We start from the raw sequence: 23242 nt of genomic DNA on the forward strand, positions 1-23242 counted from the left end.
GCCGGGGCTCGCGCGCGGAGGCCGGCTCGACCGTCTCGGGCTCGGGCTCGGGCTCGGCCACGATCAGGCTCGGCAGGATGCGCCGCGGCTTCTCCGCCGGCGCCGCGGGCGCCGGGGCGGCGGCCTCGTCGGGCCAGAACGCGTCGAAGGGCGACGGGGTCTCGGGCGCCGGATCCAGCGCGGCCCAGTTCACGGGCGACGGGGTGGGGTCTTCCGGCCAGGACGGGGTATGGCGGTTCTTCGACTTGACCTCGACGGTAAAGGACCGTCGCACACGGCTGCGCAACATGCGGCGTATGATTCTCTTCGATTTGGGGCAGGAACGCGCGAGCGCGTACCGTATTCCATGACGGTTCTTCCGCATCTTGTCGAGGCGAAGGTGAGAAATCGGCTTCCGAAACTGCAATCTTGAGCGGACAAGACGGGTTTCGTCGCCCGCATCAGGCCGTGCGTGCCGCCGGCTCCAAGACTTCGGGTGTCGCGTTTTTCGGTGCCGGGGTCTTCGGTGCCGGGGTCTCCGGTTCCAAGTTTTCCGGTTCCAAGTTTTCCGGTGCCGCGTTTTCCGGTGCCGGGGGCTCCGGCTTCCGCTCTGCGTCGACGGTCACGGCGCCGGTCTTGTCGAAACGCAGCCGCACCGGGAACGGCGCCGCCTCGGCGTCGGTCGCGGCGACCGCCAGGAGGCTGATCCGCGGGCCGCCGCTGGTCACGGCCGCCATCAGGGCGTCGGCGCCGCCGTCCAGATGCGGAATCGTGCCGTCAACGACGAGGATCTCCGGGCGCCGCAGGATCGCGCGGGCGAGATCCACGATGGCCTGCTGGCGCGGCGTGAGCAGGCGGCCGCGGTTGCCCACGTTGAACTCCAGCCCGCGCAGGCGGATGCCGCGTTCGAGGTCGAACTCCTTTACGACGAGGCGGACCTGGCGCTGGATCTCGGCCTCGCCGTGCATGCGCGCGGTGTTGATCCGGCCGAAGAGCAGCGCGTCGAGCACCGAGCTGTGCCGGTTGATCCGCTCGGGATCGTAGGGCTCCACGTCCTCTTCGCCGTCCTCCCGCCGCAGGGCCTCGCGGATCGCGTAGCGCGCCGCCACGAGGCGGGCCTGGTAGGGCCCGTCGAGGAGCCCGAGGCGCTGGCGCGGCTCGACGTAGGCCAGCGCCAGGGCGAGGAACGCCTCGTTGTCGGCGGCCGGGGGCGTCTCGTCGGCGTCCAACGCCGAGAGCCGCTGCTCGAAGACCGGCAGCTCGTCCGGCGCGATCAGCGAGAACCGTCGGAACAGCGGATGGCCCGGAGGCACGTCGCGGAAGATCTCGACGAGGTTGCGGGCGATCGCCACGCCCATCCGGGCGAGGTCGTCGAGCAGGAACAGCTTGTCCAGCGCGGCACGGAAGCGCGGCTCGGCGGCGAGGTCGCGCCCTGTCAGCGCCGGCACGGTGGGGACGCCGAACAGGAGGTTCTCGGCGATCGTCGCCTGCTCGTTGTAGCGCCGCGGATCGAAGGGGATCAGGAGGTCGCCCATGCCCGCGGCGGCGAAGTGCTGCTGCAGCTTCCGGCGCGCGGCGACGACCCGGCGCCCCGGGTCGGAATCGTGGCGCACGAGGCTGTAGGCGCCAAGGCCGAAGCGGTAGAGGTCGTCGCCCATGCCGAGGCGGTTCAGCAGGTCGAGCATGCGGGCGTCGAGGGCGGCGGCGTCCGCGACGCCGAGGGCGGCGTAGTCGATCCACGGATCGCCCGCGTCCTCGATCGGGTTTCCCGTGCGCCGGGCCTCGGCGCGGCGGCGCCGCGCGCGCTCGGGGCTGGCCGCGTCGTCGCGGATCACCGGGCGGCGGCGCAGGCCGTAGGCGAGGTTGTCGCGGATCGTGCCGGGGAACAGCACCGGCTCCGGCCCGGCATAGGCGATCGCGCGGGCGCGCCGGGCCTGCGGCAGGGTGGCGACGTCCACGCCGCCGACCCGCACCGTCCCGCCCTGCGGCACCTGCAGCCCGGCGACCAGGCGCGCGACGACATGGCCGAGGCCGCCGGCCGGCGCCAGGATCGCCGCCTGCACCGGCATCGCGAGGCTGACGCCGCCGAGTTCGAGCGCGGGGCCGCCGAGGGGATCCTTGAGGCTGACGCCGTCGAGCTCGAGCGGGCCGCCGAGCGGCCGAACCAGGCCCTCGCCCTCGGGCTCGGACGGCCGCAGCCGGTGCGGCGCGAAGTGGGCGGCGACCGTCTCGTACTTCACCTCGACGTCGAGGCGCTGCTGGTCCCAGTCGATCAGCTCCTTCAGCGGCGGCGGCAGGTCTCGGTAGGCGGCCAGCACCGCCACGAGCTGGCCGATGTCGAGCTGGCCGCGCAGCGCGAACAAGCCGCCGATCGCGTAGAACAGGAATGGCGTGATCTGTGCGAGAAGGTTGTTGAGGTACTTGACGAGAAACTTGCGTCGATAGATGCGCAATCGCAAATCGTAGAGGCTGAACAATCGCCCGCCGATCTCGGCGCGCTCCCAGCGGCCGGTGTCGTTGACGGTGACCGCCTCGAGCCCGTCCAACACCTCGCCGACGCGGCCTGCGAAGCTGCGCGACGCGATCTGCCGCCGCCGGCTCAGACGGATGATCTCGCGGCGCAGGCGCGGGATCACGATGATCTGCACCATCACGATCGACCCGGCGACGAGGCCGAGCCACAAATTCTGCATCAGGATGAAAATCAGCGCCGTCGCCGCCTGAGTCCCAAGGAAGCACGGCACCACGAGCGCGTCGCCGATGAAGGCGCCGATCGGCTCGACTTCGTCGCGGATGATGGTCGCGGTCTCCGACGACTTCACCTCGCGGGTGGTCTCCGGCGTGAAGCGGAGCATCAGCGAGAACAGCTCGAAGCGCAGGCGCCGCAGCATGCGCTCGCCGAGGACGCCCTTGCTCAGGTTGATCCAGAATTTGAACGCGCCGTTGATCAGCACGAGCGTCAGGAACAGCCCGGACAGCCCGAACAGCAACCCGGTGCGGTCGACCTGGAAGCCGGAGAACAGCACGTCCTCGTCGCCGCCGAGCCAGCCGGGCCAGTGGATGATCAGGTCGAGGAAGTCGACCGTGTCGTGCCCGTTCTTGAACGCCTTGCCGGAGATGGCGTCGTTGACGATGCGCTTGGGCAGGTCGAGCGAGGCGAAGTAGAACGGCAGCGACGCGAGCACGACGGCGCAGATCGCGAGCTGGTCGCGCCGCGAATGCCGCCAGATATAGCCGAAGAGCGTCGGCTCCAGATCGCGCATCACCCCTCCCCGGCCTCCGCCACGCTCCCCATACAGCCTCGTAGGCCCGCGCGTCACACGCATGTCACCCTGCGACGGAAAGGCGAAGTGCGGGCGTGCGACAGCTCACAGGGGCCGCCGACCGTCACGGCCGTCCTCGCGCGGGCATTGTCACGGCGGCCCGGCTTGTGCGACCGCAGGCCGGCTGCGACGCTGCGAGTGCGGCGGCGCGGCCGAGAGGCGGATCGCGATGCGGCAAGGGGGCGTTCGAGGATGAGACCGTGATGCGCGCGAGCCGCGTCCTGATCTATAGCCACGACACCTTCGGGCTCGGGCACCTGCGCCGCTCGCGCACGATCGCGAACGCGCTCGCCGGCACCGGCGAGGTCGAGGCGGTGATCGTCTCCGGCTCCGCGGTGGTGGATCGGTTCGCCTTCGCCCGCGGCGTCTCCGCGGTGCGGGTGCCGGGCGTGACCAAGCGGCCCGACGGCAGCTATGCCGGCCTCGACCCGCAGGTGCCGCTGCCGGAGACGGTGGCCCGGCGCGCCGACATCGTCCTGCGCACCGCGCGGGACTTCCGGCCGGACCTGCTGATCGTCGACAAGGAGCCGACGGGCTTCCACGGCGAGATGCTGGCGACGCTGGAGCATCTGCGCGCCCGCGACTGCCGCGTGGTGCTCGGCCTGCGCGACGTCCTCGACGCGCCCGAGCTTCTGGCGCCGGAATGGGAGCGCAAGGGTTCCTCCGAGGCGGTCCGCAGCTTCTACGACGAGATCTGGGTCTACGGGCTGTCGCGCATCCACCGGCCGCTGGCCGCGCTCCCCGTCGGCGCCGACTTCGCCGACCGCACGACCTATACCGGCTACCTCCGCCGCGCTGCGCCCCCGCCCCGCCCCGACCGGGCCGAGCCCGGCGTCGCGGCCGAGCCGTTCATCCTGGTGACCGCCGGCGGCGGCGGCGACGGCGACGGGCTGATCGACTGGGTGATCTCGGCCTACGAGGCCGACCCCGGCATCCCGCTGCCGGCGCTGGTCGCCTTCGGCCCCTTCCTGGCGCCCGAGAGCCGTGCGGCGTTCCTCGGGCGGATCGCGCGGATCGGACGGAAAGTCTCGGCGATCACCTTCGACAGCGAGATAGAGTTGTTGATGGAGAAAGCCAGCGGCGTAGTAGCCATGGGCGGCTACAACACGTTCTGCGAGATCCTATCCTTCGACAAGCGCGCGGTGCTGGTGCCGCGCACGACCCCACGTCGGGAGCAGGAAATTCGCGCGACGGCCGCCGAGAGCCTCGGTCTCGCCCGAACCGTGCTGGAGGCGGACGGGCGCGATCCTGCGCGCATGGCGGCTGCGCTCCGCGCCCTCCCCGACCAGGCGCGCCCCTCGCGCGCGAACATTCCGGACCTGCTCGGCGGCCTCGACCGGATCGCCGAGCGCGTCCGCGCGCTGAACGCCGCCGCCCCGGCTCTCGCGCTCGGGGACCGGGCGTGAGCGAAGCCCGCATCGCGATCGTGCTGAAGGGCTATCCACGGCTGTCGGAGACCTTCATCGCCCAGGAGATCCTGGCGCTCGAAGGGCGCGGCCTCACGCTGGCGATCTGGTCGCTGCGCCGCCCGACCGACGCGAGCCGCCATCCGATGCACGGCGCGATCGCGGCGCCGGTCTTCTATTTGCCCGAATACCTGCACGAGGCGCCGCTGCGGGTGCTGCGGGCGCTGGCCTCGGGCCTTCGGCGCCGGCGCTTCGGCGCCCTGGTCCGACAATTCACGGGTGATCTGCTGCGCGATCCGACCGCCTCGCGCGTGCGCCGCCTCGGGCAGGCCCTGGTGCTGGCCCGGGAGCTGCCCGACGCGGTCGATCACCTGCACGCGCACTTCCTGCACACGCCGGCCAGCGTCGCCTGCTACGCCGCGCTGCTGACCGGGCGAAGCTGGAGCTTCTCGGCCCACGCCAAGGACATCTGGACGACGCCTGACCGGGAACTCGCCGACAAGCTCGCCGACGCGGCCTGGGGGGTGACCTGCACCCGCGACGGGCTCGGGCGCCTGCGGGCGGTGTCCGGACGCGTTGACCCGGAACCCGGCCACGTCGCGCTCGCCTATCACGGCCTCGACCTCGCGCGGTTTCCCGAGCCGGCTGCCCGCCCGCCGCGGGACGGCACGGATGCCGGCGACCCGATCCGCCTGCTCTGTGTCGGCCGCCTCGTCCCCAAAAAAGGGCACGACGACCTGATCGAGGCGCTGGCGAGCCTGCCGCCGACCTTGAACTGGCGCCTCGACCTCGTCGGCGGCGGCGAGTTGCGGGACGCTCTGAAGGCTCGCGTCACCGAACGTGGGCTAGCATCTCGCATCACCTTCCACGGTGCGCTGGCCCAGCCGGCGGTCGTTGCGGCGATGCGGGCGGCCGACCTGTTCGTGCTGCCGACCAAGCCTGCGCCCTCCGGCGACCGCGACGGCCTGCCGAACGTGCTGATGGAGGCCGCATCGCAGGGGCTGCCAATCCTCGCCACGGCCTTCGCCGGGACGCCGGAGTTCATCACCGACGGGGTCGAAGGATGCCTGGTCCCGCCCGGCGATCCGGCGGCGCTGTCGGCGGCGATTCTCGCATTGGCCGGCGATCCGGCCCAGCGGCGGCGCCTCGCGGACGCCGCCCATACGCGCCTGCTGCAGGATTTCTCCCTCGACGCGGGCATCGACCTGATCGCCGGGCGGCTCGCCGCCTCGGCCGGGATCGAACTGCCGCGGCGCGCGGCGCCTGAGAGTTCGCCGGCGACGGGGGCCTGCGCATGCGGGTGCTGATCGCCGTCACGCACCTCCTCGGCGCCGGGCACCTGACGCGAGCCGCTGCGATCGGGCGCACCTTCGCCGCCGCCGGCCATGCGGTGACGCTGGCGTCGGGCGGCGACCCGGCCCCGACAGTGCGGCTCGACGGCCTTCGCCACGTCCAACTGCCGCCGCTGCACGTCAACGGCACCGCCTTTACAAAACTCCTCGGCCCGGACGGGCAGGAAGCGGGTGCCGACCTGCTTGCGGCGCGCCGGGCACGGCTCCGGCAAGCGCTGGACGAGGCGGCGCCCGACGTGATCGTCACCGAGCTATTCCCCTTCGGTCGCCGGGCGCTCGCCGCCGAATACCTCGACCTCGTCGAGGCCGCCGCGGCGCGGCACCCGCGCCCGCTAATCCTCGCCTCGATCCGCGACGTGCTCGTGGCGCCGGCCAAGCCCGAGAAGGTCCGAACGGCCCATGCTCAGATCGCCGCCCTGTACGACGCGGTGCTGGTGCACGGCGATCCCGCTCTTCTCCCCCTAGACGCCTCCTGGCCGGTAGACGCTGGGCTGAGGCCGAAACTGCGCTACACCGGCTACGTCGACGAGGCTACGGAGCCGGTCGAGGCAGGCAGGACCCGCTCGGGCATCCTGGTTTCGGCCGGATCGAGCGCGGCCGGGCTCGACCTCTGCCGCGCAGCGGCCGACGCCGCACGGCAGCGCCCGGACCTCGGCTGGCGCATCCTCGCCGGCAACGGCATCGCGCAGGCCGGGTTCGACGCCCTGGGGGCGGAGCTCGCAGACGGGGTGCTGACGCGGGCGGTGCCAAATTACCGGCCGCTGCTGGCGCGGGCGGCTGTGTCGGTGAGCGCCTGCGGCTACAACACCGCCGTGGACCTCCTCGCCACCCGGACGCCCTCCGTGCTGGTACCGTTCGCGGCCGGTGCCGAGACCGAGCAAAGCCTGCGTGCCGAGCATCTTGCCGCCCGCGCCATTGCCCGAGTCGTGCCCGAGAGCGCGCTCTCCGCGGCAACCCTCGTCGACGCGGTGGAAGCGGCCGGCGGGGCGCCATCCCCCACCGCGCACGGCATCGATCTCGGCGGAGCGAAGCGTACCGTTGCCATCGTGGAAGCGCTCTTCGTTGCGCGCGGCCGGGTCACAAGGGCGAAGAAAAGTCCCTTCGACCGCCTGCGCGCCGTCCTCGACGACGCGGGTGAGAACGGCCGCGCGGTTTCGATCTGGTGGCGCGACGACGACGCTGTCGCCGCGACCCCGGCGCTCGACCGGCTGCTTGCACTCGCCGAATCGGTTGCAGCACCGCTCCTCATCGCGGCGATCCCGGCAGGCGTCGCGCCGTCCCTCGGCGCGCGGCTCTCCGATTGTGGGAGGGTCAGCCTCGCGGTGCACGGCCTCGCGCATGCGAACCATGCGGCGCCCGGCGGCAAACCGTCTGAATTCGGCGCCGACCGGCCCCTGCTGCGCGCCGTCGCCGACGCCGCGGAGGGGCTGCGCTTAGCCCGCGCACGGCTTCCGGCGGATCGGCTCCTGCCGGTGTTCGTGCCACCGTGGAACCGCCTCGCGCCCGACCTCGCCGCCGCTCTGCCAGTGCTCGGATATCACGGCCTGTCGTCCGTACCAGCGGCGGCGGTACCCGGCCTCGTGCGCGCCGACGTAATGCTCGATCCGATCGACTGGCGCGGCACGCGCTCGCTCGTCGATCCAGAGCGGCTGGTCGATACCTTGTGTAGGGCGATCACGGAGGAAGCTAGCGGCCCGATCGGTCTGCTCACCCATCATCTGGCCCACGACGCAGCGATCTGGGACTTCCTCGATGCGCTGCTGGCACTCCTGGCCCGGCACCCGGCGGTGGCAATCCGCGACCCACGGCAACTGTTCCAGGCGTCGGCGGTGGACGGGGTGACGCCGGCGTGCTGGACTCGCTGCGCCGACGTGCCCGCGAGGATCGCTTGAGCCCGCTCCTGTCCATCCAGAACCTGCAGGTCGACTTCGGCGGCCACGGTGCGCCGTTCCGCGCCCTGCACGGCCTTTCTCTCGACGTGACGCGCGGGCGGACGCTGGCGCTAGTCGGGGAATCCGGCTCGGGCAAGTCGGTGACCGCGCAGGCGATCCTGCGCATCCTGCCGCGGGCGGCCACGATCAGCGGCGGCCGCATCCTGTTCGACACCGGCCGCGGCGCGACCGACATCGCCGCGCTTCCCCCAGACGGACCGGAGATGCGCGCGATCCGCGGAGCCGGCATCGCGATGATCTTCCAGGAGCCGATGACCTGCCTGTCGCCGCTCCATACCATCGGCGACCAGGTCGGTGAGGCGCTGCGCATCCACGCGAACGCCAGCCGCGCCGAAGCCGACGCGCGGGCGAAGGATGCCTTCGCCCGCGTCGGCTTCCCCGACCCGGAGCGCGCGCTCCACACCTACCCGTTCGAGCTCTCGGGGGGCCTGCGCCAGCGCGCGATGATCGCGATGGCGCTGATCCTCAAGCCCGCCCTGTTGGTGGCCGACGAGCCGACGACGGCGCTCGACGTGACGACCCAGGCCCAGATCCTCGCGCTGCTGACCCGGCTACAGGACGAGACCGGCATGGCGATCCTGCTGATCACCCACGACCTCGGGGTCGTCGCCAACGTGGCCCACGACGTGGCGGTGCTGTATCGCGGCCGCCTCGTCGAGGCCGGCCCGCGCGACACGGTGATGCGAAAGCCCGGCCACGCCTACCTCAAAGCGCTGCTCCACGCCGTACCGCGCTTCGACATGGCGCCGGGCGAGCGCCTGACCCCGATCCGCCCGGCGAAGGCGGTCATCCCGCCGGCGCGCAAGCCCGTCGCGATCGACGGCCCGATCCTGCGCGTCGCCGGCGTCTCCAAGACCTTCACCCTGCGCTCCGGGCGGTTCGGCGGCCCGCCGCGGGTGGTGCGGGCGGTCTCCGACGTGTCGCTCGACCTCGCCCCCGGCACGACGCTCGGCCTCGTCGGCGAATCCGGCTCAGGCAAGACCACCGTGTCGAAGATGGTGATGCGTGCGCTCACCCCCGATTCCGGCCGGGTGCTGTTTAACGACGGCAGCGGCCCGCGTGACATCCACGCCCTGGCCGGCGCCGACCTGTTCGCCTACCGCCGCGCCGTGCAGTTCGTGTTCCAGGACCCCTACGCCTCCCTCGATCCGCGCATGACCGTGCGCCAGATCCTGACCGAGCCGATGGAGATCCACGGAATCGGCACCCGCGAGCGCCGGGCGCGGGCCGAGGCGCTGATGGCCATGGTCGGCCTTGAGGCCGGCGCGCTCGGGCGCTATCCGCACGCTTTCTCCGGCGGCCAGCGCCAGCGCATCGGCATCGCCCGCGCACTCGCCCTCGATCCGAAGGTGCTGGTACTCGACGAGCCGGTCTCGGCGCTGGACGTCTCGGTGCAGGCGCAGATCCTGAACCTGCTGAAAGACTTGCAGGCCGCGCTCGGCCTGTCCTACCTCATCGTCTCCCACAACCTCGCAGTGATCGACTACATGGCGGATACCATTGCGGTGATGTGCCGTGGGCGGATCGTGGGGCAGGCCCCGAAGGCCGCTCTGTTCCGCAACCCGGTTCACCCCTACATCCGTGCCCTGCTCGCCGCGGTGCCCGACCCGAGCCTCGACCACCCGCTCGATTTCTCTGCGATCACCGGCGACCATTCCGACCCGGTCCGCTGGCCGGAACCGTACCGGCTGGCGCCGGACGAGGCCGGGCACATGGTCGAGATCGAGCCGGGCTACTTCGTCCGGCAAGGCGCGGCCGACGCGCGGCGCGCCGCATGAGCGCGCCCCACCCGTCGCGCACCCTGGAACGCCTTCGCCGCCGGGTGCTCGCGCCATTCTTCGACCGGCTCGGCTACGACCTCGTGCCCGCCGCCCCCGACTGGTCGCACCGGCCGACCTCGCCGCGCGAGGTCGAGCTACTCCTCCGCTTCGCAGCCGAAAGTCTGGAGCGCGACCTCGCCTCGTCGGGGATCGCGACCGCGCTCGACGTGCACGCGGCGACGCGACAGTTCTGGGCGTTGATCCCGACGGCGCCGGTACGCCAGCGGCGCGGCGGCAGCGGCTTCAACGGCGCGCTCCAGCTCTACGTCGCGATGCGGGCGCTAGCGCCGGCCACGGTGATCGAATCCGGCGTGTTCCGCGGGCTGACGACCTGGGTAGTCCGGCAGGCCTGCCCGGATGCGACGATCCATTGCCACGATCCGGACCTGTCGAACCTGCACTATCGCGACCCGTTGGCGCATTACAGCACCGCCGACTGGTCGACGGCAGACTGGTCGCGGCTCGATCCGGCGAAGACGGTCGCGTTCTTCGACGACCACGTCTCGCAGGCGCGCCGCGTGGTCGAGGCTCGGTGCTTAGGGCTCAATCGCCTGCTGTTCGACGACGACGCCGCCGGCCATCGCATCCACGCCCACGGCGGCCCGGCGCACCCGACCATCGCGATGATCGAGACCCTTCGCGATGCGTCTCTGCACGCTGCAGCCGAACCGATCCGCTGGCAGCGCAACGGCCGCAGCTTCGAACAGGCGATCGACGACCCGCTCGCCCGCGAAGCCGCCGCCGGCATCGCCCACGCCCACGCTTTCGACGACCTGCACCGCGCGACCGGCTACTCGCCGGCGCGGCTCACCTACGTGTCGGTGCATCCCCCGGTGCCAACCGCGAGCGGGAGGGCGGCGTGAACGATCGGGACAGGCACGACGTGCACATGTCGGATGGCGGCCTATCCCGCCGCGCGTTTCTGGTCGGCGTCGCGGTCGCCCCAGTGGCCTTCCTCGTCCCACGTTTCGCCCGCGCGGATACCCCAGCGCCAGGGCCACCCGAAACCCCGCTGGTCGTCGATCCCCTCACCGCCGGGCGGAAGCTCGGCACGCGCGGCGGGACGATCCGCACGCTGATCGCGAAGGCGCGGGACGTTCGCTACCTCTCGGTCTACGGCTACACCCGCCTCGTCGGGTACGATGCCGACCTCGTACTGCAGCCCGACGTGCTCGCCGCTGTCGCGGTCGAGGGCGGACGGTTCACCTTCACCCTGCGCAAGGGCCACCGCTGGTCCGACGGCGAACCCTTCACCACCGAGGACTTCCGCTACTACTGGGAGGACGTCGCGAACGATCGTGACCTGAGTCCGGGCGGGCCGCCCGACTTCCTGCTGGTCGACGGCCGTCCGCCCGTGGTCGAGATCGTCGATCCGATGACCGTGCGCTACGTCTGGGAGCGGCCGAACCCACGTTTCCTGCCGGCGCTGGCCGCACCACGCGACCCTCTGATCTACCGTCCGGCGCATTACCTCAAGATGGTCCACCCGCGATACGTCGGCCGCGACAAGGCCGAGGCGGCGGCCAAGTCTCAGAAGCTTCGCGGCTGGGCGGCGCTGCACAACCGGATGGACGACAACTACGAGCTCAACAATCCCGATGCGCCGACGCTGCAGGGCTGGCGCCCGCGGACTCGCGCGCCGGCGACGCGCTTCGTGTTCGAGCGCAACTCGCATTACCATCGCGTCGACACCGCGGGCACGCAGCTGCCCTACCTCGACCGCATCGTCATGGACGTGGCTTCGACCGGGCTGCTCGTCGCCAAGACCAATGCGGGCGAGGCCGACTTGATGTTTCGCGGCTTGACGATGCCCGACATCCCGAGCCTCAAGGAGGGCGAGCGGGCGCACGGCTACCGCACCAACCTGTGGCCGATGGCGCGCGGCTCGGAGATCGCGCTCTATCCGAACCTGACGACCCTCGATCCCGGCTGGCGCGCGCTCAACCGCGACGTCCGCTGGCGGCACGCCCTGTCGCTCGCCATCGACCGGCGAACGCTCAACAACACGCTGCTGTTCGGCCTCGGCACCGAGGGCAACGACACGGCGATCCCGGCGAGCAAGCTGTATTCCCCGGAGCTTCGCACCCTGAATGCCGGCTACGACCCTGCGGCGGCGGAAAAGCTCCTCAATGCGGCCGGCCTCGACAAGCGCGACGCCTCCGGCATCCGCCTCCTGCCGGACGGGCGGCTGCTCGAGCTTGTGGTCGAGAGCGACGGCGAGGCCTCGATGGTCCTCGACGGGCTGCTGCTGATCGGCGAATTCTGGCGCGAGGTCGGGATCAAGCTGGTGGTCAAGCCGCAGGAGCGGACGAACCTGCGCCGGCGGTCGATCGCCGGGATGACGGTGATGGTGGCGGCGCAGGGCCTCGACCTCGCTGTGCCGACGGCGATCATGCCGCCGACCGAGCTGAGCCCGGCGCAGAGCGACCACTATTCCTGGCCGCGCTGGAGCCTCCACGCCGAGACGCATGGGGCGAGCGGCGAGCCGTGCGACGTCGAGGCCGTCCACCGCCTGATCGACCTCGACCGGCAGTGGCGCGACACCGACGACGTCGGCAAGCAGGCCGAGATCTGGCGCGAGATGCTGATGAACCACGCCGAGAACACCTGGGTGATCGGCACGGTCGGCGGCGCGCTGCAGCCGGTGGTCGCGGCAGAGCACCTCGCCAACCTGCCAGTCAAAGCGCTGTACTCGTTCGAGCCGACGGCGATGATCGGCGTCCAGCGCCTCGACGAGGTGTTCTGGGATCGCCCGGACGAACGCCAGGCGTTGATGCGATGATCGCCGTCCTTCGCCGCGTCCTCACCATGGCGGTGACGCTGCTGGTGATCTCCGCCCTGGTCTTCGCGATCATCAAGCTGCCGCCGGGCGACTTCCTGACAAATCGGATCATGGAGCTGCGCTCCATGGGTGAGGCGGCCTCGGTCGCCAAGGCCGAGTTGCTGATCCGGCAATACGGCCTCGATCGCCCGGTCACCGAACAATACCTGATCTGGGTCGGCCTGATGCCGGGGCCGGCGGGCTTTTCAGGGCTTCTCCAGGGCGATTGGGGCTGGTCGTTCGAGTACGATCGCCCCGTCTCCGAGGTGGTCGGCGACGCACTTTGGCTGACGCTGGTGGTCAACCTCGCGGCTCTGGTCTTCGTCCACCTGGTGGCGATTCCGATCGCGATCTACTCCGCAACCCATCGCCATACGGCGGGCGACGCGATCGTCACCGTGCTCGGCTATGTGGGATTGGCGGTGCCTGGGTTCCTGCTGGCACTGATCCTGCTGTTCTACGCCAACATCTGGTTCGGCCTGTCGATCGGCGGCCTCTACGACGCCTCGTTCACGGGCAAGCACTGGGACTGGCCCAAGATCAAGTCGCTAGTAGCCCACCTCGCCGTGCCGACGCTGGTGATCGGGCTCGGCGGCACGGCGGCGATGATCCGGCGGATGCGGGCGAACCTGCTCGACGAGCTGGCCAAGCCCTACACGGTGACGGCGCGGGCCAAGGGGATGCCGCCGTTGCGGGCGCTGCTGAAATACCCGTTCCGGATGTCGCTGAACCCATTCGTGGCCGACGTCGGCAACCTGCTGCCGCACCTCGTCTCCGGCTCGGTGCTGGTCTCGCTCGTGCTAAGCCTGCCGACGGTCGGCCCGCTGCTGCTCGACGCGCTGAAAAGCCAGGACCAGTTCATGGCCGGCTTCATCCTGATGTTCGTGGCGCTGCTGACGCTTGTCGGCATGCTGATCTCGGACCTCGTCCTCGTCTGGCTCGATCCGCGCATCCGCATGGGGGCGCGCTGATGGTGCCCATGGCGCCTCACTTCGTCGATCCGGCGCCGTTCGACCCAGAGGCCGGTGGCGGCCGCGATTCCGGCACGGCCTACGCCTCGGCTTGGCGGCTGATCTTCCGCAAGTTCCTGGGCCACCGCATCGCCGTCGCCTCGGCGATCGTGTTGCTTGCGTTCTACGCAGCCGTACCATTCGTCGAGTTCCTGGCCCCCTACGAGCAGGCCAAGCGCAACGGCGACTACCTGTTCGCGCCGCCGCAGGGCCTGCACCTGTTCCACGAGGGCCGGTTCGTCGGGCCCTTCGTCTATCCCTACCGCGCCGAGCTCGACATGGAGACATTCCGGCGCGGCTACGTCACCGACACCGCCGCGCCGCAGCCGCTGCGATTCCTCTGCCGCGGCGACGCATACGCCGTCCCAGCGCTCGGTCGGGGCGACTGGCATCTGGTCTGCCCGTCCGAGGGCGGGACGCTCTACCTGTTGGGTACCGACCGCCTCGGCCGCGACCTGCTCTCGCGCATGATCTACGGCGCGCGGATTTCGCTGGTGATCGGCCTCGTCGGCGTCGCGATCTCGTTCGCCCTCGGGCTGCTGTTCGGCGGCGTCGCCGGGTATTTCGGCGGCCTCGTCGACGCGGCGGTGCAGCGGCTGATCGAGGTGGTGCGGTCGCTGCCCGAGCTGCCGCTCTGGCTCGCGCTGTCGGCGGCGCTGCCGCCGAACTGGAGCCCGCTCTGGGTGTTCTTCGGCATCACCATCATCCTCGGGCTGCTCGACTGGCCGGGCCTTGCGCGCGCGGTGCGCGGAAAATTGCTGGCTTTGCGCGAGGAGGACTTCGTGCAGGCCGCCGAGCTGATGGGTGCCTCACCCGCCCGCGTCATCGGCCGGCACCTGATCCCGAACTTCATGAGCCACCTCATCGCCTCGGCGACGCTGTCGATCCCGACGATGATCCTGGGCGAGACCGCGCTTTCGTTCCTCGGCCTGGGCCTGCGGCCGCCGGTGACGAGCTGGGGCGTACTCCTCAACGACGCCCAGAACCTCGCGGCAGTCCAGCTCTACCCCTGGCTGCTGCTGCCGGTGATGCCCGTGCTGGTTACGGTGCTGGCGTTCAACTTCCTGGGCGACGGGCTTCGCGACGCCGCGGACCCGTATCATTGAGGCGTGCGAGGGCGGGGCTCGCCCCGCGGCGCGCCCTGCCGCATAAGGCGGCGAGATCGCCCGCGAGGACAGTTCCGTGACCGTCACCCAGATCACCCATCACGACCTCGACGGCTACGGCGCCGTGGCGATCGTCGGCAACCATGTCGACGTGGCGCGGGTCGTCCACGTTCCGCGCTATTCCGACGTCGGCCCGGTGGTCGAAGAGGAGTTGAAGCGGCTCTCGAAGACGGACGCCTCCGAGACGCTGATCATGACCGATCTCGGGCTCGAACCGGTGGCGGTGAAGTTCCTGAAGAGCTTCGCCACGATGAACCGCAAGCGGGCCGAGGATGCTCGCCACCGCCTGATCGTCCTCGACCACCATGCTTCCTCGATCGACCAGCTTCGCCAGCACGGCGTCGAGCCGGTGGACGAGACGGCCTCGCCGAAGCGCTTCGACTTCGAAGACCCGGGCGTGGTCGTGCTGATCGACGAGACCTGCTGCGCCACCAAGATGGCGCATGCCAACCGCGCCCTCTACGCCGCGCGCGAGGGCGAGGACCTGACCGCCCTGGTCGAAGCGGTGGACGCCCTCGACCTGTGGAAGAAAGAGCGCCCAACCTTCGCCGGCGGGCTGATGCTCGACGAGGTGTTCTGGGACAACGTCGCCAACCTCGTGCCGGTCGGACATCCCTGGCACGACCGCTTCGTCGTGGCCTTGCTGCGCGCGGTGTCCGGGCTGATCGACGAAGGCCTCCCCCCTGCCGAGATCGAGACCCGCGTCGCCGCCTTGCGCCGGCAGGTGCTCGACAAGCTCCTCGAAGGCGAAACGGAGGACGATCGCACCCTGACCACGCGGATGCGGATCGCCCGCGTCCTGGCGCGCTCGGACGTGCTATTCCGGCCGCTCTCGGATGGGACCCTGATCTCGTTCGGCCTCGATTCCGGCACGTTCCAGCGCGTCTCGGACCTGATCATGGACCGCGGCGGCGCCAAGCGCGTGTGCAACGTTCAGCGCACCGGCTCGCTGTCATTCCGCTCCAACGACGAAACCGCGCTCGACGGGGCGCGCAAGTTCCGCGGCGGCGGCCACAAGGATGCCGCCGGCGGCAAGCTTCCCGCCGGCTCCGCCTTCTCCCTCGCCGACGCGATCGCCCAAGTCGAGCCGATCCTCAACCCGCCGCCTGACCGTTCGGCAAGCCCCTTCGCGGCGTTGAAGGATTGGAAAGGGTAGTTCGTCTCCAAAAGTCGCAGGTAGATCGGATCGATTGTGCAATCGCTTCGCGATGGCTAGGATATTGCCTGGCTGAGATATTGCTCGAAGTCTGCCCGTAGGACACACCGAATTTTTGCTGGGATCGTGCCAGCGTCGTCAACCGGAGTCGAGAAGCTCATGTCCGTTCGGCAAGGACCGCAGCGGCGGGCGCCGAGGAAGTCCGCGGTCGTCCCGGACGTGCCTGCGGATTCGCAGCGCCTCGACAACCAACTCTGCTTCGCCGTCTACGCCGCCGCGCATGCCTTCGGCCGCGCCTACCGTGCGCTGCTGGGCGAGCACGACCTCACCTATCCGCAATACCTCGTGCTGCTCGTGCTCTGGGAGGAAGAAGGCTTGTCGGTGAAGGAGATCGGCACGCGCCTCTTCCTCGATTCCGGCACCCTCACGCCGCTGCTCAAGCGCCTCGAGGCGTCGGGCCGCGTCCGCCGCGCCCGGGACCGGGCGGACGAGCGCCAGGTGAGCATCTTCCTGACCGACACCGGGCGGGCCTTGCGCGAGCCGCTGGCTTGCATCCCCGACCAGGCCGGCGGCATGACCGGCCTCGACGTCGAGGGGCGTCGCGCCCTGCTCGACCACCTCGTCACCCTCCGCACCGGCCTTCACGACGGCACCGACGCCTGACCAAAGTCGTCTGATGCCGGGCAAACGAAAAGGGCCGCCACCGTGTGAGCGGGGCGGCCCTCAGCCTGTCCGGCCGGGTGGTCGATTGCCTTAGGCTTATCGCCGGGCGATCAGGTCCTCAGATCAGGTCTTGGACTTCAGGTAGGCGATGATGTCATCGACCTTCTTTTCGTCCTTGATGCCCGGGAAGACCATCTTGGTGCCGGGGACCTTCTTCTTCGGGTCGGCGAGCCACTCCTTAAGGTTGGCCTCATCCCAGGTGATGCCCGAGTTCTTCAGCGCAGCCGAGAACGCGTAGCCGTCACGGCCCTCGCCGGCCTTCTCGCCGACGATGCCCTTGAGGTTCGGGCCGACGCCGTTCTTCTCGAAGTTGTGGCAGGACTTGCAGGGGGCGAACGCCTTCTCGCCTGCGGCCGCGTCGCCTTCCGCCTGGGCGGCGACCGGCAGGAGCAGGGCAAAGGCGGCGCCGAGGATGACATGACGCATCGGGGTATTTCCTCCGTTGTGACGGTTATGGCCGTCAGGCTTATGGCAGAGCTTTGTCGATTGGAACAGGTCGAAGGTGCAAACGCGGCTCGTGCCGTTCGGGCGCTGCGACTAAACGTTGCAGTATCCTCCACCCCGTTCCAGCCGGCCGATCGACGGCGGTGCGGGCTCGCCCATGTTGGGCTAGGCTGCCCACCAACCGGTCCCCGCGTCGCCGTCCGACACCTTTACCGCCCGCGCCTGACCGTGGGCTGAAGGATCGCCGGCGTCGCTTAGGGGACTTCGAGAATTTCGGAGGCCCACGCCATGTCCATCCGCTTCCCCGAGCCCGATGCCGGCGTCGTCGCGCGCCGCGACGCGATCGTGGCGGGCCTTCGGCCGCTGGTCGGCCCCGAGGCCCTGGTCACCACGGAGGACGAGCGCCGCGCCTTCGAGACCGACGGCCTCACCGCCTACCGCAAGATGCCGCTGGCGGTGGTGCTGCCCTCGACCACGGCCGAGGTCTCGGCGGTTATGGCCTATTGCCACGAGCACGGCGTCCGCGTCGTGCCGCGGGGTGCCGGCACGTCGCTGGCCGGCGGCGCGATCGCTCAGGAGGATGCGATCATCCTCGGCGTCGGCAAGATGACCCAGGTGCTCGACCTCGATTTCCAGAACCGCGTCGCCCGCGTCCAGAGCGGGATCACCAACCTCGCGATCTCGGGCGCGGTCAGCCACGAAGGCTTCTTCTACGCGCCCGACCCGTCGAGCCAGCTCGCCTGCACCATCGCCGGCAACATCGCGATGAACTCGGGCGGGGCGCACTGCCTCAAGTACGGCGTGACCACCAACAACCTGATCGGCGTGACGCTGGTGATGAACGACGGCACGGTGGTCGAGATCGGCGGCGACCACCTCGAATCCGGCGGCTACGACCTGCTTGGTTTGATCTGCGGCTCGGAAGGACAGCTCGGCATCGTCACCGAGGCGACCGTGCGGATCCTGCGCGCGGCCGAGGGCGCGCGGCCCGCGCTTGTCGGCTTTTCCTCGGTCGAGGATGCCGGCGCCTGCACTGCGGCGATCATCGCCGCCGGCATCATCCCGGTGGCGATCGAGTACATGGACCGCGAAGCGATCCTGATCACCGAGGATTTCGCGCAGGCCGGCTACCCGCGCGACGCCGAGGCGATGCTGATCATCGAGGTCGAGGGCTCGGACGCCGAGTGCGAGGCGATGCTCGCCCGCATCGCCGCGATCGCGCAGGATTTCCGCCCGACCAGCATCCGGGTCTCGAAGTCCGAGGCCGAATCCGCCGCGATTTGGAAGGGCCGCAAGTCGGCTTTTGGGGCTACGGGGCGCATCTCCGATTACATCTGCATGGACGGCACGATTCCGACGGGCCAGCTCTCGGTGGTGCTGGAGCGGATCGGCGCGATCTGCAGGGCGCAGGGCCTGCGTGTCGCCAACGTGTTCCATGCCGGCGACGGCAACTTGCATCCGCTCATCCTGTTCGACATCAACAAGCATGGTGAATTGCAGAAGGCCGAGGCGGCGGGCGACGAGATCCTCAAGCTCTGCGTCGAGGTCGGCGGATGCCTCACCGGCGAGCACGGGGTCGGCATCGAGAAGCGCGAGCTGATGCGCTTCCAGTACACCCAGGCCGACCTGGAGCAGCAGATGCGGGTGCGCAACGTCTTCGACCCGCACTGGATGATGAACCCGGCGAAGGTCTTCCCGCTCGAAGGCCGGGTCGCAGCCTGAGGACGGCCCACGCCGCGTTGACACCCACGGGACTTGCCGACATCCCTGCTGCGATGTCTCGGACCGACGCTTCGCACGTTCTCGCCCGCCCGGAGCGCCGCCTCGGCCGGACTCCGGAGCGCACCCGGACCGTGCCTGGTCCGGCACGATGACGTCCGCCCACGAGGACCCGAGGTTCCGCTTCCTCGCCGAGGGCGGCGAGACCGGCCGCGAGATCCTGGCCAAGGATTGGCGCGGTTCGTCGCTCGGCCCGCTCGCGGGCTGGCCGGTGGCCCTGCGCACCACGCTCGCGACGATGCTGGCCTGCCCGGTGGCGATGTTCCTGGCCTGGGGGCCGGACCTCCTCAGCTTCTACAACGACCCCTACCGCGAGGTGCTGGGCGACCGCGTGGCGCGGACGCTCGGGACCCGGTTCCCGGAGTTGTGGGCGGACCTGTGGCAGGACATCGGCCCACTCTGCGACCGGGCGCTTTCCGGCGAGAGCGTGTCGGTGCACGACCTGCCCCTGACGATGTACCGCCAGGGCCGGCCCGAGCAGACCTGGTGGACGTTCTCGTACTCGCCGGTCCACGACGATTCCGGCGCGATCGCAGGGATGATCTGCATCACCCGGGAGACCACGGCGCAGGTCCTCGCCGAGCGGGCACGGGAGGAGAGCCGGAACCGGCTCGAGCTCGCGCTCTCGGCCGGCGACGGCATCGGCACCTGGGATTGGGACGTCGCGGCCGACCGCGTCACGGCGGATGCCCGGTTCGCGCGGCTCTACGGCGTCGACCCGGACCGGGCTGCCGCCGGGGCGCCGATCGCCGCGTTCTTCGGCGGCATCCATCCCGACGACCTGCCCGGCATGCAGGAGCGGATTGCCACGGCGATGCGGACGGGCGGCGAGTTCTCGGCCGAGTACCGCCTGATCCACGAGGACGGCGTCCGCTGGGTCGCGGCGCAAGGCCAGTGCGTGCTCGATGCCGAAGGCCGGCCCGGACGCTTCCCGGGGGTGACCTTCGACATCACCGAGCGCCGCACCGCCGAGGAGGCGCTTCGCGCGGCCGCGCAGGAGCTGCGCCTGGTGGCGGACGCACTCCCGAGCCTGATCGCCTTCATCGACCCGACCCTCACCTACCGCTTCGCGAACGCCGCCTACGAGACCTGGTTCTCGCGCCCGCTCTCGGACGTGATCGGCCGCACCGTCCGCGACCTGATCGACGAGGACGGCTTCGCGCGACGCCAGCCCGCCTTCGCCGCGGCGCTCGCCGGCGAAGAGATCCGCTTCGAGATGCCGTGGCCGCACGCGGACGGGCGCGAGCGCGTCGCCGACATCCGCTACATCCCGCGCCGGGATCGCGACGGCGCCGTCGACGGCTTCTACGCCTTCGTGCAGGACGTCACCGACCGGACGCGGATCGAGGCGGCGCTGACGCGAGAGGTCGAATCGCGCACCCGCGAGCGCAACCGGCTGTGGGAGACCACGACCGACCTGATGGGCACCGCCGGCCTCGACGGCTACCTCAAGGCGGTCAACCCGGCCTGGACGCGGGCGCTCGGCTGGAGCCAGGACGAACTCCTCGCCGAGCCGTTCGCCGCGATCATCGACACGGACGACCACGCCGAGACCGCCGAGATCCTCGCGCGGCTCGCCCGCGGCGAGACCGTCGACGGCTTCGTCGACCACGTGATCCGCAAGGACGGCGAACGCCTGACCGTGTCGTGGAACGCGGTGCCGGAGGGCGACCTGTTCTACATCGTCGGCCGCGACATCACCGAGCAGCGCGCGGTCGAGGAGCTGCTGCGCCAGGCGCAGAAGATGGAGGCGGTGGGCCAGCTCACCGGCGGCATCGCGCACGACTTCAACAACCTGCTCACCGGCATCGTCGGCTCCCTCGACCTGATGCAGACGCGGATCAAGCAGGGCCGCACCGAGCAGATCGGCAAGTACGCCACCGCCGCCCTGTCCTCCGCGAACCGCGCCGCCGCGCTGACGCACCGCCTGCTGGCCTTCGCACGCCGCCAGCCGCTCGAGCCGAAGCCCACCGACGCCAACGGCCTGATCGCCGGCATGGAGGACATGCTGCGCCGGACGCTGACGGAGCAGGTCAACCTGGAGATCGTCACCGCCGGCGGCCTCTGGCTCACGCTCTGCGACCCGCACCAGCTCGAGAACGCGCTGCTCAACCTCGCCATCAACGCCCGCGACGCGATGCCGGACGGCGGCCGCCTCGTGGTCGAGACCTGCAACACGCACCTCGACCGCGCCTACGCGCGCCTGCACCCGGAGGTGGAGCCGGGCCAGTACATCTGCGTCTGCGTCACCGACACCGGCACCGGCATGCCCCCAGACGTAGTCGCCAAGGCCTTCGACCCGTTCTTCACCACGAAGCCCCTGGGCCAGGGCACCGGCCTCGGCCTGTCGATGATCTACGGCTTCGCCAAGCAGTCGGAGGGGCACGCCAAGATCTACTCGGAGGTGGGGTCCGGCACGACGATCAAGATCTACCTGCCGCGCTACCGCGGCGAGGCGGCGGCCGAGGGGACCGGCCCCGGAATCGCCGCGGCCTTGCGCGCCGAGCGCGGCGAGACGGTGCTCGTGGTCGAGGACGACCCTGTGGTGCGCGACCTCATCGTCGAAGTTCTGGCCGAGCTCGGCTACGCCGCGCTCGAGGCGTCGGACGGTCCGACGGGCCTGCGCATGGTGGAATCGCGGGCGCGGATCGACCTGATGGTCAGCGACGTCGGCCTGCCCGGCCTCAACGGGCGCCAGCTCGCCGACCGCGCCCGGCTGGTGCGGCCGGGCCTGAAGGTGCTGTTCATCACCGGCTACGCCGAGAACGCGATCTTCGGCAACGGCGGCCTCGATCCGGGCATGCAGATGATCACCAAGCCGTTCCCGCTCGAGGTTTTGGCGAGCCGCATCCGCGAGATCATCGAGGGGTAGGGCCGGACGCGACCTATTCCGCGGCGGATAGGTTGAGGGCGAGCGAGCGGGCGGCGCGGGTACGGCCGCCGGGGCGCGGCTCACCCGCGGCTGACAGCGCGCGGCGGCCGTCGTTGATCGCGGCGTGGACGCCGTCCACCGCCAGGATCAGGGCGCTGACCGTGCGCGCGTCGATCGAGCGCTCGCGGGCGTAGCGCACCACGTCGGCGACGAGGTCGTCGACCTCGATCGCCAGGGCGTCGAGCTCGGCCATCGTCGGCGCGGCGCGGACCTCGCGCATCACGTCGAGCAGGCGGTCGAGTACGATGTCGACCCGCTCGCGGCGCTTGCGCGCGAGGCGCTGGCCGAGCCAAGCGACGGCCGAGCCGATCGTGCCGCCGAAGAAGGCCAGCAGGTAGATGTAGTCCTCGTAGCGATCGAGGAACGTCTGCTGCTCGCGCTCGAAATAATCCACCGCGCCCGGATGGTTCGGCAGCCGCGCCGAGGTGGCGGCGACGGTGGTGTCGAAGTCGGGCGCCTTCATCAGCTTGGCGATGGGCGCGGTCGCGGCGAGCCGCGAGCGCCATTCGAACAGGTGTTGCGTCGCCGACGCGACGGCGACGCGGCTGACGGTGCCCCGCGCCATCAGGCGATAGGAGGCGCCGACGGTCTTGACCTCCTCGGCCGGCCGCTTCGGGCGGCCGCCGAAGGTGCCGGCCGGAATCGTGACGGATTGCAGCTCGGGGTAGCGCTGCAGGATCGCATCCCCGTCGGGCACCGAGACGAGGCCGACCTTCTTGTCGGGCAGGCCGACCTCGACGGCGTGGACCATGGCGCCCGCGGCCTTCGAGGTCGGGCTCGCGATGATCGCCACCGCGTCCACCCGCTTGTCGGCGATGGCGGCGGTGACCTCGGACGGCTTCAGGGTCACCAGCGCGACCTGCCCCAGAGGGACCTCCTCGCCGTCCGGAAGGTCGGCGGCGGCGGGGACGAAGTCGTAGAAGGTCAGCATGTTGGTGATGAACGGGATGTCGGCGCTGTGCCGCACGACGATGCCGAGGCGTTTGCGCGCCAGCGCCGGGAATTCGTCGATCTCGCCGGTTTCCGAGGCGGCGACGACCAGGGCCTCGTCGTGCAGGATCGCCAGCGTCAGGCCGTTCTCGGGCAGCAGCACGTCCGGCCGCACCACCGCGAGGTCGGCCTTGTTGGCCTGGAGCGCGGCTGCGCTGTCCCGCACGTCGGCGTAGCGCACCACCTTCAGGCGTACGTCCTCGCGGGCGCGCGACAGGGCGTTCGCGTAGGCCTCGATCAGCGCGGCCTCGGGGCCGTCCTGCGGCCCGACGGCGACGGTGAGCGTGGTCGGGCGAGACAGGTAGACCACGGCCGCCGCCGTGGCGGCGAGCCCGAGGGCGAGCAGCACGAGGAGCCACTCGCGTCTCAACAGGATGGCCGATGCTGCG

The 23242-nt window shown here is 70.6% G+C and carries 15 protein-coding genes and 1 pseudogene; 12 read left to right on the forward strand and 4 right to left on the reverse strand.

Going from position 1 to position 23242, the window contains the following annotated elements; genetic code table 11:
• Together FV229_RS09095 and FV229_RS09100 are read right to left on the reverse strand one after the other, a co-directional pair.
• A pseudogene (locus FV229_RS09095) lies at positions 1-289 on the reverse strand (hypothetical protein); the annotation flags it as partial.
• 151 nt (positions 290-440) lie between these two features.
• Entirely contained in the window at positions 441-3242 is a 2802-nt protein-coding gene (locus FV229_RS09100; RefSeq protein ID WP_246688115.1) for an ABC transporter ATP-binding protein, read from the reverse strand.
• A 263-nt stretch (positions 3243-3505) separates the two neighbouring features.
• Between FV229_RS09100 and FV229_RS09105 the strand changes: the two genes are divergently transcribed.
• The 10 genes from FV229_RS09105 (at position 3506) to FV229_RS09150 (ending at position 16648) form a co-directional block, all read left to right on the forward strand.
• Positions 3506-4708, forward strand: a complete 1203-nt coding sequence (locus tag FV229_RS09105; protein ID WP_147751653.1) for a glycosyltransferase — start codon at positions 3506-3508, stop codon at positions 4706-4708.
• Complete coding sequence (locus FV229_RS09110; RefSeq protein ID WP_147751654.1) at positions 4705-6015, forward strand: glycosyltransferase family 4 protein; 1311 nt, start codon at positions 4705-4707, stop codon at positions 6013-6015. Before FV229_RS09105 ends, FV229_RS09110 begins: the two co-directional genes overlap by 4 nt.
• A complete protein-coding gene (locus FV229_RS09115; protein WP_147751655.1) occupies positions 6003-7952 on the forward strand; it encodes a glycosyltransferase in 1950 nt (649 codons plus the stop codon). Before FV229_RS09110 ends, FV229_RS09115 begins: the two co-directional genes overlap by 13 nt.
• A complete protein-coding gene (locus tag FV229_RS09120) occupies positions 7949-9790 on the forward strand; it encodes an ABC transporter ATP-binding protein (RefSeq protein ID WP_147751656.1) in 1842 nt (613 codons plus the stop codon). Before FV229_RS09115 ends, FV229_RS09120 begins: the two co-directional genes overlap by 4 nt.
• A complete protein-coding gene (locus FV229_RS09125) occupies positions 9787-10695 on the forward strand; it encodes a hypothetical protein (protein ID WP_147751657.1) in 909 nt (302 codons plus the stop codon). The genes FV229_RS09120 and FV229_RS09125 overlap by 4 nt, the downstream gene beginning before the upstream one ends.
• Before the next feature lie 26 nt (positions 10696-10721).
• Positions 10722-12614: an ABC transporter substrate-binding protein gene (locus FV229_RS09130; protein WP_147751676.1), complete on the forward strand. Its 1893-nt coding sequence runs from the start codon at positions 10722-10724 to the stop codon at positions 12612-12614.
• Positions 12611-13624, forward strand: a complete 1014-nt coding sequence (locus tag FV229_RS09135) for an ABC transporter permease (RefSeq protein WP_147751658.1) — start codon at positions 12611-12613, stop codon at positions 13622-13624. Before FV229_RS09130 ends, FV229_RS09135 begins: the two co-directional genes overlap by 4 nt.
• Positions 13624-14769: an ABC transporter permease gene (locus FV229_RS09140; RefSeq protein WP_187275102.1), complete on the forward strand. Its 1146-nt coding sequence runs from the start codon at positions 13624-13626 to the stop codon at positions 14767-14769. Before FV229_RS09135 ends, FV229_RS09140 begins: the two co-directional genes overlap by 1 nt.
• A gap of 76 nt (positions 14770-14845) precedes the next feature.
• Complete coding sequence (locus tag FV229_RS09145; RefSeq protein WP_147751659.1) at positions 14846-15985, forward strand: dimethylmenaquinone methyltransferase; 1140 nt, start codon at positions 14846-14848, stop codon at positions 15983-15985.
• 219 nt (positions 15986-16204) lie between these two features.
• Positions 16205-16648, forward strand: a complete 444-nt coding sequence (locus tag FV229_RS09150) for a MarR family transcriptional regulator (protein WP_246688116.1) — start codon at positions 16205-16207, stop codon at positions 16646-16648.
• Positions 16649-16771: 123 nt separating this feature from the next.
• Here the strand turns inward: FV229_RS09150 and FV229_RS09155 are convergent, their stop codons facing one another.
• Positions 16772-17134, reverse strand: a complete 363-nt coding sequence (locus FV229_RS09155; RefSeq protein ID WP_147751661.1) for a cytochrome c family protein — start codon at positions 17132-17134, stop codon at positions 16772-16774.
• A 306-nt stretch (positions 17135-17440) separates the two neighbouring features.
• Between FV229_RS09155 and FV229_RS09160 the strand changes: the two genes are divergently transcribed.
• Both FV229_RS09160 and FV229_RS09165 read left to right on the forward strand, forming a co-directional pair.
• The gene (locus tag FV229_RS09160; RefSeq protein ID WP_147751662.1) at positions 17441-18874 is read left to right on the forward strand and encodes an FAD-linked oxidase C-terminal domain-containing protein; all 1434 of its coding nucleotides are present in this window, start codon (positions 17441-17443) and stop codon (positions 18872-18874) included.
• 148 nt (positions 18875-19022) lie between these two features.
• Positions 19023-21803 carry a PAS domain-containing protein gene (locus tag FV229_RS09165; protein ID WP_147751663.1) on the forward strand — a complete coding sequence of 927 codons (2781 nt, stop codon included), beginning with the start codon at positions 19023-19025 and terminating at the stop codon, positions 21801-21803.
• A gap of 13 nt (positions 21804-21816) precedes the next feature.
• Here the strand turns inward: FV229_RS09165 and FV229_RS09170 are convergent, their stop codons facing one another.
• A complete protein-coding gene (locus FV229_RS09170) occupies positions 21817-23223 on the reverse strand; it encodes a TAXI family TRAP transporter solute-binding subunit (RefSeq protein WP_187275103.1) in 1407 nt (468 codons plus the stop codon).
• Positions 23224-23242 lie beyond the last annotated feature (19 nt).

The organism is Methylobacterium sp. WL120 (genome assembly GCF_008039465.1).
In the GTDB taxonomy this organism is placed as follows: Bacteria; Pseudomonadota; Alphaproteobacteria; order Rhizobiales; family Beijerinckiaceae; genus Methylobacterium; species Methylobacterium cerastii.